The 11,149-nt window shown below is 69.9% G+C and carries 9 protein-coding genes and 2 pseudogenes; 2 read left to right on the plus strand and 9 right to left on the minus strand.

The genetic code is table 11. The annotated features are described in order from the left end of the window. Nucleotides 1-39: 39 nt before the first annotated feature. Complete coding sequence (locus HUV60_RS21565; protein WP_257848886.1) at nucleotides 40-552, minus strand: hypothetical protein; 513 nt, start codon at nucleotides 550-552, stop codon at nucleotides 40-42. 149 nt (nucleotides 553-701) lie between these two features. On the opposite strand from HUV60_RS21565, the gene HUV60_RS21570 reads away from it, so the two are divergent. Continuing rightward, the gene (locus HUV60_RS21570) at nucleotides 702-1,745 is read left to right on the plus strand and encodes a DUF4158 domain-containing protein (RefSeq protein ID WP_257848887.1); all 1,044 of its coding nucleotides are present in this window, start codon (nucleotides 702-704) and stop codon (nucleotides 1,743-1,745) included. Nucleotides 1,746-1,791: 46 nt separating this feature from the next. Then, on the plus strand, nucleotides 1,792-2,529 hold the full coding sequence (locus HUV60_RS21575; RefSeq protein WP_443047371.1) for a DUF4158 domain-containing protein: 738 nt from the start codon (nucleotides 1,792-1,794) through the stop codon (nucleotides 2,527-2,529). On the opposite strand, the pseudogene HUV60_RS21580 reads toward HUV60_RS21575, so the two are convergent. The 8 genes and pseudogenes from HUV60_RS21580 to HUV60_RS21615 all read right to left on the minus strand — a co-directional run. Next, a pseudogene (locus HUV60_RS21580) lies at nucleotides 2,413-2,652 on the minus strand (DUF4429 domain-containing protein); the annotation flags it as partial. The gene HUV60_RS21575 and the pseudogene HUV60_RS21580 sit on opposite strands and share 117 nt — an antisense overlap. A 125-nt stretch (nucleotides 2,653-2,777) precedes the next feature. After that, nucleotides 2,778-4,592, minus strand: coding sequence for an IucA/IucC family protein (locus HUV60_RS21585; protein ID WP_257848888.1), 1,815 nt, complete (start codon nucleotides 4,590-4,592; stop codon nucleotides 2,778-2,780). Next, nucleotides 4,589-5,155, minus strand: coding sequence for a GNAT family N-acetyltransferase (locus tag HUV60_RS21590; RefSeq protein ID WP_257848889.1), 567 nt, complete (start codon nucleotides 5,153-5,155; stop codon nucleotides 4,589-4,591). Before HUV60_RS21590 ends, HUV60_RS21585 begins: the two co-directional genes overlap by 4 nt. Then, nucleotides 5,152-6,447 (minus strand): lysine N(6)-hydroxylase/L-ornithine N(5)-oxygenase family protein, encoded by a 1,296-nt coding sequence (locus HUV60_RS21595; protein ID WP_257848890.1) that lies wholly within the window; start codon nucleotides 6,445-6,447, stop codon nucleotides 5,152-5,154. The genes HUV60_RS21590 and HUV60_RS21595 overlap by 4 nt, the downstream gene beginning before the upstream one ends. After that, complete coding sequence (gene desA, locus HUV60_RS21600; protein ID WP_257848891.1) at nucleotides 6,428-7,873, minus strand: lysine decarboxylase DesA; 1,446 nt, start codon at nucleotides 7,871-7,873, stop codon at nucleotides 6,428-6,430. Before desA ends, HUV60_RS21595 begins: the two co-directional genes overlap by 20 nt. A gap of 127 nt (nucleotides 7,874-8,000) precedes the next feature. After that, nucleotides 8,001-8,650: pseudogene (locus HUV60_RS21605) on the minus strand (siderophore-interacting protein). Nucleotides 8,651-8,695: 45 nt separating this feature from the next. Continuing rightward, entirely contained in the window at nucleotides 8,696-9,742 is a 1,047-nt protein-coding gene (locus HUV60_RS21610; protein ID WP_257848892.1) for an ABC transporter substrate-binding protein, read from the minus strand. Between the two features lie 241 nt (nucleotides 9,743-9,983). After that, a complete protein-coding gene (locus HUV60_RS21615; RefSeq protein WP_257848893.1) occupies nucleotides 9,984-11,147 on the minus strand; it encodes an acyl-CoA dehydrogenase family protein in 1,164 nt (387 codons plus the stop codon). Nucleotides 11,148-11,149: the final 2 nt, after the last annotated feature.

The following is an 11,149-nucleotide window of genomic DNA, read 5'->3' on the forward strand; positions in this document are numbered from 1 at the left end:
TGGATTTCCTTGATCAGTTCTGGTGGTGGCAGGGCCGGTCTATTCGTTGACGATGCCGCTGACGGCGCTGGAGCCCGCTCCGGTGGCCTCCGCGTCCCCGGTGTGCACGGCCCGCGCCGGGCCCGGGCGGCCGCCCCCGGTATTCTTGATGCCGCTGGTCGCACTGCCCCCGTCGCGGGCCACCGCCCGGCCCGTCGCGACGGCCGTGCCACCGGCCGAAGCGGCGACGAAGGACAGCAGTTCGCGTAGTTCGGCGGCGGCGCGCTCCCGTCCGGCCTCGTCGAGCTCCTCCAGCAGGGTCTCGAACCGCGCGGCCCACACGCCTTCCTGCCGCAGCCGCTGCGCGGCCACATCCGCCGGAGCATCCGGCGCCAGAACAACCCGCGCGGTCTGATCCAGGCGGTCGAGCTCGGCTGCCGCACGTGCGGTGTCGGCGCGGCCGAAGATCTCTCCCACCCGGCGCCGCAGCCCCGTCCACGCATCGGTGCCCGCGGCCTGGACCACCGCACCGCCGCCCGCCGCCGCCAACGCGGCCAGAGCCTCCGCCAACATGCCCCACCCCTTCTTCTCGCCTGCGCGGGCCGGCCATCCCGCCGGACCCCGAAAATCACATAACGTACACCCATCCACACGTCTGGTAGCCGCGCATGGTTCCCGTCCCTTCTGTATCGGGACCGGGTTCCCCGCCCGCCCCGGCCCGCGTGATCCTGACGTCCAAGGATGCCTACGGCTACCGGGACCTGAAGGGCGAGGCATGGTGGAGGCTGGCCCGCTGGCTGTGGGACCGCTGCTGGTCGGGCAACGAGCGTCCGATCGCCCTGTTCGACCTCGCGACCCTGCGCCTGGTGGAGAACAAGGTGCTGCTGCCCGGCGCCACCGTCCTCGAACGCCTGGTCCCCTCCGTCCGCGAGCGCACCAACCGCAAGACTTGGCGCATGCTGGCCGCCCAGCCGGATGCCGCTCAGCGGGCCGCCCTGAGTGCGCTGCTGCCGGTCGAGGACAGCCGCCGTACCTCCAGGCTGGACCGGCTGCGCCGCTCCCCGCGCGACATCACCGGTCCCGGCGCGGGCAAGGCCATCGACCGGTTCATCGAACTGAACAAGCTCGGCGCCGCCGGCTGGGACCTGGCCGCGATCCCCGCCGGCCGCCTCACCGCGCTGTCCCGCTACGCCTCCCAGGTGCGCGCCCGCGCGGTCGCCGACCTTGCCGAGCCCCGCAGGACGGCCACCCTGGTGGCGTTCGCCGCCGCGATGCGCACCCGTGCCGCGGACGAGGCGATCGAGGTCTTCGACCTGCTGATGTCCGACCTGGCCCGCACCTCCGCGCACCTGGCCGCCCGGCAGCGCATGCGCACCCTGGGCGACCTGGACTCCGCCGCCCTGATGTTGCGCGAGGCGTGGATCACCCTCAGCCATGCCGCCGAGCCCGAGCAGGACGTACGCGGCGGCTTCGACCTACTCGACATCACCGCCCTGCACCAGGCCGCGCGCACCGTCGGCGAACTCGCCCGCCCGGAGGCCGAGACCATCGCCGCCGAGCTGACCGCCCGCTACCGCACCATCAACCAGCCCCTGCGCCGTCTGGCCAAACACCTCAATCTGGAGGGCGTCGACGAGGCCGGTCCCCTGATGGAGGCGCTCAGGTTCCTGCCGAAGTCCGAACGCAGGAACCCCACCCGAGGGTCGCTCACTTCATCCACGCGGCACAGAGAACGGCCAGCTCAACCTGGGTGTCACATCATGTGACACCAAACTGCACTCTCTGCCACAACTCCTGCTCGACCCCGATGGGGTGCTTCCCGAAGGCGTACGACGGCCGGAGCAGGTGGTGGAGTTCGTGCGCCGGGCGGTGGAGCTGCCGGAGAGCACGCTGCCGGTGTGCGCGTCGGGCCGCACGGCGGAGCGGCACCGGTCGTGGGTGCGTGAGCGGTGCGGGGTCCGCTATGACGGCCAGGCCGCACGTTTGCTCGCCGGGGACACGATGCGGGTGGCGGCGGCGTCGTCGAAGAACAACCCGGCGGACCTGATCGACATCGCGCTGGAGAAGCTGGTCGAGGCCAATCTGGAGATACCGCGGTTCTCCACGCTGGACGCGATGGCCTCCACGGTGCGGGGCCAGGTCAACGAGGAGATCCTGGCCGGAATCCGGGGCCGGACGGCCGAGGAGGAGCGGCGCCGGCTGCTGGGGCTGCCGGATGTGATCGGGCTGGACCGCAAGACGTTGTTCAACGCGCTCCAGCAGAACCCGGGCCGGGCGACCTGGTCGCACTTCAAGCGGCTCAAGGACCATCTGGAGTGGGTGGATGGGCTCGGCGACACGGCGAAGTGGCTGGAGCAGGTCGCCTCGACGAAGGTCGCGGACTTCGCCGGCGAGGCGGAGGCCCAGGACGCCGCCACCTTGAAGGACTACACCGAGGACAAGCGGGCGGCGCTGATCGCGTGTCTGGCCGCCAAGGCCCGTATGCGCGCCCGGGATGAACCGCCCCGCCTTTCTGCCCTGCTCGAAGGAGATGCCTGCCAACGCCTTTAGGGGGACCGTCAGTTCGCCCAGTGTCCGGCGGAGCAGCCCGACATTCCTGTCCCGGCCGGGCGTCAGCCGCAGGGTGTCACCGGCGTAGACCCAGATCCCGTCCTTCTGGATGATTTCCGCCATGGGGCGATTGTTCCACCGGATCCGTGGACGGGTGGTCTGCGCATGATGAGCGGGCGCCGGCCGGGGACGAACCGACGGCGGGCACCCCGAAGGACCGTACTCCGGGGTGCCCGCCTGTTCCCGGGTCAGAACCCGGCGAGGGGGTTCTTCAGGGTGCCGACCAGCTGGAGCGCGCCGGACGGGTCCGTGAGGTCCACCATCTGCCTGTTGTCGCGTAGTTGGAGCCTGTTGAGACAGGACAGCGCGAACTCGGGGGCGAACATGTCGTACTGGGCGAACTTGTCGCCGAGTTCGGGCACCGACGCCTGGTACTCGCGGGTGATCTCCGCGACCGTCCGCCAGAAGTCGTCCTCGGTGAGGACGTTCCCGGTGGCGAGGTCTGCGGCCAGGAAGCGGAAGAAGCAGTCGAAGACGTCCGTGAGGATCGACAGCAGCTTCTTGTCCTCCGGTACCTCCACGCGGATGCGGGAGACCTCCGGCGGCAGCACCGCGTCCGGGTCCATCACCGCGATCTCCTCGGCGATGTCCTTGTAGACCGCGCGCCGCACCACCCCGTCCTCGAGCACGAGGATCACGTTCTCGCCGTGCGGCATGTACACCAGGTCGTAGGCGTAGAAGCTGTGCAGCAACGGCGTGTAGTAGGCGCGCAGGTAGTGCCGCAGCCACTCCACGGGGGTGAGCCCGGACCGCTCGATCAGCACGCCCGCGAGGGACGTTCCCTCGTGGTCCACGTGGAGCAGGGAGGCCATCGTGACGAGGGACTCGCCCTGGCGCAGCGACGGCACCGGGCTCTCCCGCCACAGTGCGGCCAGCATCTTGCGGTACGGCGAGTAGCGGTCGGTGGCCTTCTCGTACTCCAGATGCCGGTAACCGACCGCCGCCCGCTCCCGGATGACCGACAGGCCCGTGGACCGCAGCACCGGGTCGCCGTCGATCAGCTGGGCCAGCCAGTCGTTGATCGCCGGCGTGGCCTCCATGTACGCGGCCGAAAGCCCGCGCATGAAGCCCATGTTGAGGACGGACAGGGCCGTCTTCACATAGTGCTTGTGGGGGTTCGACCGGTTGAAGAAGGTGCGGATGGACTGCTGGGCCAGGTACTCGTCGTCGCCCTCGCCCAGGCACACCAGGTGGCGGCGGGCGACCTCGGCGGCGAAGGTGACGGTGAGCTTGTTCCACCACTGCCAGGGGTGGACGGGGATGAGGAGGTAGTCGGCCGGGTCGAGCCCCTGTTCCGTGAGCGTGCGGTGGAAGCGCCGGACGGTCTCCTCGCCCAGCTCCTGCCGCAGGAACGACGCGTACTCGATGCCGACGCCGGCGGTGAACGCCGCCCGTGAGCGGTGCGCGGCCAGCCACACCAGCCGCACCGGGTTCGCCGTCTCCGGCGCGTAGGTCCGGTACTCGTGGATGCCGAAGCCGAGCCGCCCGTTGTTGGCGACGAAGCAGGGGTGGCCCTCGGTCATGCCGGTCTCGACGGCCTGGAAACCGGCGTCCACCAGCTCGGCCGAGGTGACGGCGGGCTTGGCCAGCTTGTAGCAGGTGCCGGAGAGGGTGGAGGAGATCTCCTCCAGGTACACCGGCAGGACCTCGTCGCTCAGCCCCAGCGACTTCTTCAGCTCGACGAAGAAGTCCATTGCGGTCAGGGGGAGTTCGGTTCCACCGCGGTGCCGGGTGATCGAGCCGGCGGTGACCTGCCAGTGGTCCAGGGCACGACGCACGGCGGTGAAGCGGTACTCGGTCAGCCCGTCGTCGCTGCGGACGACGTACGCGTCCGTCCCCGCATCCGGGCCTGCGGGTTCCGGGGCGAGCAGCCGCTCGTGGGAGAACTCCGCGAGCGCCTTGCGGATCAGCAGGCGGTTGGCCGTCTCCCAGCGTTCGGGGGTCAGATGGTCCACGGCGCCGGTGGGGCTCGTGTCGTCGAGGCTCGTGCCGGCGGGGCTCATACACTCACCCCCGTGGCCGCGGCGAACTGCTGACGGGTGCAGAAGCTCAGCAACGCCTTCTTCTCCGGCTTGTCGATCTCGCGTACGGGAACGAATCCCACGGCCTCGTTCAGGGCCTGGACCGCCTTGTTGGACACGTCCGGTTCGACGACGACCCGCAGGGCCGCCGGGTCGTCGAAGATGTGCGCGAGGACGGCGGTGATCACGGCCCGGGTGAAGCCGTGCAGCGGGGTGCCGGTCGGCGCGACCAGGAAGTGCATGCCGACGTCGCCGGACTCCGGCTCGTACAGACCGGCCAGTTCGCGGTGGGCGGGGTCGTACGTCTCCATCAGGAAGGCGGGGGTGCCGTCGTGCAGGCCCAGCAGGGCGTGGTGGTGCTCGTCGGCCGCGATCCGCAGGTACTCGCGCTCGACGTCCGCCGGTCCGGCGTCCTGCATCATCCAGAAGGCCGCCTTGGGGTGGGTGACCCAGCCGTGCAGCAATTCGGCGTCCTTCAGCGGGTCGAGCGGGCGGACCCCGAAGGTGCCCAGCGCGGTCCGCAGGCCGGTCTCGGTGGTGCTCATACCGTGAACTCCTGGAAGGCGACGGACTTCTCGACGGGGTAGTACTCGGTGCCGAGCAGCTCCCGGATGATGCAGCTGTTGCGGTAGGGGCCCATGCCCAGGTCGGGGCTGGTGACGCTGTGCGTGTGGACGCCCGCGTTCTGCAGGAAGACGCCCCGGCCGGTGACGTCGACGGCGTAGTTGCGGGTCACGTCGAACCGGCCGTGGGCGTCGAAGCGGAGGCGTGCGCGGACCGGGTCGAGGAAGGCCGGCGGCTCGTAGTGGTAGCCGGTGGCCAGCACCAGGCCCTCGGTGCGGATCTCGTAGTCCTTGTCCTGCTCGTCCTGGTGGAAGCCGAGCGTGTACCCGCCGTTCTCGTGACGCGCGGCGGTCAGCGTGGAGTTGGTGAGCAGCCGGGTGGGGACGGGCCTGCCGCCGCCGCTGACGTTCTTCTGGTACAGCAGGTCGAAGATCGCGTCGATCAGCTCCGAGTTGATGCCCTTGAACAGACCCTTCTGCTGCTTCTCCAGCCGGTAGCGGGTCTCCTCGGGCAGTGCGCGGAAGTAGTCGATGTAGTCCGGGGACGTCATCTCCAGGGTCAGCTTGGTGTACTCCAGCGGGAAGAACCGCGGAGAGCGCGTGACCCAGTTGAGCCGGTAGCCGTGGACGTCGATCTCGGAGAGGAGTTCGTAGTAGATCTCGGCGGCGCTCTGCCCGCTGCCGACGACCGTGATCGACTCCTTCCGCTGCAGCTCCGCCTTGCGGTGCATGTACTGCGCGTTGTGGAACAGGTCGCCGCCCAGGCCCCGGCACACCTGAGGCACGAACGGCACGGTTCCGGTGCCGAGCACCAGCCGCCGGGCGCGGTAGGTGTCGCCCGCCCCGGTCCGTACGGCGTACAGGCCGTCCGCCTCGTCGTACGTCACCTCGGTGACGCTGGTGGAGAAGCGGATACTGCTCAGCTGCGAGGCGGCCCAGCGGCAGTAGTCGTCGTACTCGACGCGCAGCGGGTAGAAGTTCTCGCGGATGTAGAACGGGTACAGTCGGCCCTTCTCCTTCAGGTAGTTGAGGAAGGAGTACGGGGACGTCGGGTCGGCGAGGGTGACCAGGTCCGACATGAACGGCGTCTGGAGGTGGGCGCCGTCGAGGAACATCCCGGCGTGCCACTCGAAGTCCGGCTTGGACTCCAGGAAGACGCCGCTCAGTTCCTCGATGGGTTCGGTGAGGCAGGCGAGGCCGAGGTTGAAGGGGCCGAGACCGATTCCCACGAAGTCGTAGGCGGTCTCCGGGGCTTCAGGATGCGACGCGGTCAAGGGGCTCTCCCAGGTACTGCTCGGCGTGGCCGGCGATCAGGTCGAGGACGGCGGTGATGTCGGCCGTCGTGGTCTCGGGGTTCAGCAGGGTGAACTTCAGGTAGTGGCGTCCCGCGACCTTGGTGCCCGCGACGACCGCGTCACCGGAGGCGAACAGGGCCTTGCGGGCGTAGAGGTTGGCGCGGTCGATGCTCGCGGGATCGGTGACGGCGGCCGGTACGTACCGGAAGACGAGCGTGGACAGCGACGGCTCGACGACCACGTCGAAGCGCGGGTCGGCGGCGAGCAGCCGCCAGCCGTCCCGGGCCAGGTCGCAGACCTCGTCGAAGAGCCGGCCGATGCCGTCGGCGCCCATCACACGCAGCGTCATCCACAGCTTCAGCGCGTCGAAACGGCGGGTGGTCTGCAGGGACTTGTCGACCTGGTTGGGGATGCGCTCGGTCACCATACGGCGTGGGTTGAGGTACTCCGCGTGGTAGGTGGCGTGCCGCAGCGTGGCCGCGTCACGGACCAGTACGGCGGACGAACTCACCGGCTGGAAGAAGGACTTGTGGTAGTCGACGGTGACCGAGTCCGCGTGCTCGATGCCGTCGATGCGCTCCCGGTGCTTCAGCGAGGCGAGCAGCCCGCAGCCGTATGCGGCGTCCACGTGCATCCAGACGCCGTGCTGCGCGCACAGTCCGGCGATCTCGGGCAGCGGGTCGATGGAGCCGAAGTCGGTGCTGCCGGCGGTGGCGACGACGGCCATGGGGACCTGGCCGTCGTCGGCGCAGCGCGCCAGTTCGCGGGCGAGGGCCACGGTCTGCATCCGCTTGTCGTGGCCGACGGGGATCGGCACCACGGCGTCCGGTCCGAGGCCGAGCAGTTTCGCGGACTTCTGCACGCTGAAGTGGCTGACCTCGGAGGTGAAGACGCGCAGTTTCCCGAGGTCACGGGTCTTCGCCTCCTCGCGGGCCAGCAGCAGCGCCTGGAGGTTGGACTGGGTGCCGCCGGAGGTGAACACCCCGTCGGCGGCGGCGCCGAGGCCGATCCGGGCGGCGGTCCAGTCGATCAGTTTCCGCTCGATGAGGGTGCCGCCGGCCGACTGGTCCCAGGTGTCCAGGGAGGAGTTGACGGCGGAGAGCACGGCCTCGCCGAGCACGGCCGGGATGACGACCGGGCAGTTGAGGTGGGCGAGGTAGCGGGGGTGGTGGAAGTAGATCGCGTCCCGGAGGTAGACGTCCTCCAACTCGTCCAGTGCCGCGGTGGTGTCGTGCAGCGGCCGGTCGAGATCGATCCGCTCGATGGCGGGGGCGAGGCCGCCGACCGTGACTCCGGTGAACGGGCGCTCTGTGGTGGCGAGTTTGGCTGCCACCCGCTCGACTCCTTCGGTCACGGAGCGGCGATAGTGCTCCGCGGTGGTGTCGTTGAGCAGGTGCGAGCGCATGTGGGGGCCTCCGGTGGGGACGGTCCGGTGCGGGGAGGGAGCGGGCGCGCCGCAGTGCGGCCCGTTTTACTTAGGTGAGCCTAACCTAATGGTCTGCGTTTCATTCCCGTTACCACGGTGACCGTCGTCACTGCGTCACGAGGGGTGGGGCGGGGGACGGCCGGACTCGTCGCCAACGCTCTTCGCACAGCTGTTCCTCCGTCAGGCCGCGGCGCCAGTACCCGGCGAAGGTGACGCGGCGGCGGCCGAGACCGCACTCGCCGACGAAGTGCCGCCGCAGCTGCCTCACGCTGCCGGACTCGCCCGAGAGCCGCACGTACGGTCGCTCGGCGGGCGGGAGTCCGGCGCCGGGGGCGCGGAGGCTGCCGTCGCGCGGGCCGTCCAAGGCCATGGGGGAGTCCTGGACGGCCCCGGCGCCGCCGCCCGCGTCCCGCACGAACCAGGGATCCGGGCCTCGTCGTCGGTCGCCGGGTCCTGGATGCCGCCGGCGTCCGTCCGCAGGTTCCGCAGGGTGTACGACCGCATCACCGCGCGGACGTCGTCGGGGAGTTCGCGCCAGCCCTGCCACCACCCGTCACCGAGCCCGACCGGCACGACCGGCTCCTCCTGCCCCGGGTGCGGCAGGAACAGGGACAGGGACTGGTCCAGTCCGTCGGACCGGAACGCGTGCAGATCGGTCCCGGTGAAGGTGACCCGGACCAGGGACGGACCGAGCCGCCTCGTTCCGGCGACCTGGAGGGAGAAGAAGCGGAACGGGGCGGCTACGGCTGTGGTCACGTACGGCTCCGGTGACGGGGCGGACGGGAGGATTCGGACGACGGGTCAGCTGACCTTCTCGGCCTTCTCGATGGCCTCGGCGAGGGCCTCGATCTGCGGCACGCACTTGTCGTAGGACAGGATCGGTTCGGCGGAACGCCCGATGACCTGGCCTGCCTCGACCGCGGGCAGCTTCTTCCAGGTCGCCTCGGTGATGTCGGCGGGCTGCATGGCCGAGGTGCGGTCGTCCATGATGATGAGGTCGGCCTTGTGCTTGTCGACGTTCTCCCAGCTCAGGCTCTCGAACCAGCCGCCGGTGGGCTCCTTGGCCTTCTCCGTCGGCTCGACGAAGTTCACGCCGAGGGCCTTGTAGTACTCCAGGTCGACCGAGAAGTTCGTGCCGGAGACGTAGAACAGTTCCGCACTCGCCGAACCGGCCATCACCTTGATGTCGGGGTTGGCCTTCGCCGCCTGGCGCAGCCGCTCCGAGGCCTCCTCGAAGCGCTTCTTCGCATCGGTGACCTTCGCGGCCTTCATATCGCCGCCCAGCGACTCGGCCAGCTCCCCCATGCGCTCCAGCGACGCGGTCAGCTGGCGGTCGTAGACGGAGATGGCGACGCTCGGCGCGAGCTTGGCGATCTTGTCCTTGGACGTCTCGGGGACGAACCAGAGGGTGCCCGCGTCGTCGAAGGTGGTGGTGAGCAGGACGTCGGGGGCGAGGGTCGCGTACTTCTCGACGTTGAACTGGTCCCAGACGTTGCCCAGGATGGTCACCTTGCTGATGTCCAGGTCGCCGGCCTGGACGTCGGCCTTGCCGTCCTTGGTCCTCGTCGGGCCGAAGACACCCTTGACCTCGACGCCGTAGTCGTGGAGGGCCGCGGCGACACCCGTGAACGCGACGATGTTCGCGGGCACCTTGTCCAGCTTCACCGTCGTGCCGCGGTCGTCCTTGAAGGACCAGGGGCCGGACCCCTTGTCCACCGCCGACGCGTCCGAGTCACCGCTTTTCGTCTCCTCGCCCCCGCAGGCGACGAGCACGGCACCGAGTCCGAGGGCGCCACCGGCGGCGAGGATGCCTCGACGGGAGAAGCGGGCGGTTCTGGCGTTCGACATGGGCGGGTCTGCTTTCGTGCGTACGGAGCCGTGGGGTGCAGGCTTGCGGCGCCTCGGATCCGAGGCATGGTTTAGGTTAGCCTAACCTCATGACATGTCCAGAGGGAGTCTGGTCTTCCTCGCCCCCCGGAACGGCGGCGACGCCCGTGGCGAAGGGGGTGAGCGGGCGGGCCGGGGTCACCGGGCCGCCCGTCTCCCGAGCCGTCGGTCCTTCGCCGGCCTGTTGCGTCCGCCGCGTCCGTCAGCCCGTCGGCAGCCCCAGCTCCCGGGCGATCAGCATCCGCTGTACCTCGCTCGTGCCCTCGCCGATCTCCAGGATCTTGGAGTCGCGCCACATGCGGGCCACCGGGTACTCGTTCATGAAGCCGTAGCCGCCGTGGATCTGGGTGGCGTCACGGGCGTTGTCCACCGCGACCGTGGACGAGTACAGCTTGGCCAGCGCCGCCTCCTTCTTGAAGGGTTCACCGGCCACCAGGCGGCTCGCCGCGTCGCGCCAGGCCAGGCGGGAGGTGTGGGCCTTCATCTCCATGTCCGCGATCTTGAACTGGATGGCCTGGTGGGCGCCGATCGGACGGCCGAACGCGTGCCGCTCCTTCGCGTACCTCACCGACTCGTCCACACAGCCCTGCGCCAGCCCCGTGCCCAGTGCCGCGATGGCGATCCGTCCCTCGTCGAGGATGCGCAGGAACTGGGCGTAGCCCCGGCCCTGTTCGCCCAGCAGGTTCGCGGCCGGGACGCGGACGTCCTGGAAGGACAGCTCCCGCGTGTCCGAGGCGTTCCAGCCGACCTTCGAGTACGGGGCCGCCACCGTGAGGCCCGGGGTGCCCGACGGGACGACGACCGCCGAGATCAGCGGCCTGCCGTCCGGCTTCCGGCCGGTGACCGCCGTCACCGTGACCAGGCCCGTGATGTCCGTGCCCGAGTTGGTGATGAAGCACTTCGTGCCGTTGATCACCCATTCGTCCGTCGTCTCGTCCAGGCGGGCCGTGGTGCGGGTCGCGCCCGCGTCACTGCCGCCGTCCGGCTCCGTCAGGCCGAACGCGCCCAGGATCTCGCCGGAGCACAGACGGGGCAGCCACGCGCGCTTCTGCTCCTCGGTGCCGAAGAGGTGCAGCGGCATCGCGCCCAGCGAGACACCGGCCTCCAGGGTGATCGCCACCGACGAGTCCACCCGGGCCAGTTCCTCCAGCGCCACGCCCAGCGCGAAGTAGTCGCCGCCCATCCCGCCGTACTCCTCCGGGAACGGCAGGCCGAACAGGCCCATGCGGCCCATCTCGCGGACGATCTCGTACGGGAACTCGTGCCGCTCGTAGAAGTCACCGATCTTCGGCGCCACGACGTCGTGCGCGAACTCCTCGACCGTACGGCGGAGTTCTTCCAGTTCGGGGGAGAGCCTGTGGTCCATGG

It is taken from the genome of Streptomyces sp. KMM 9044 (assembly GCF_024701375.2).
GTDB lineage: Bacteria > Actinomycetota > Actinomycetes > Streptomycetales > Streptomycetaceae > Streptomyces.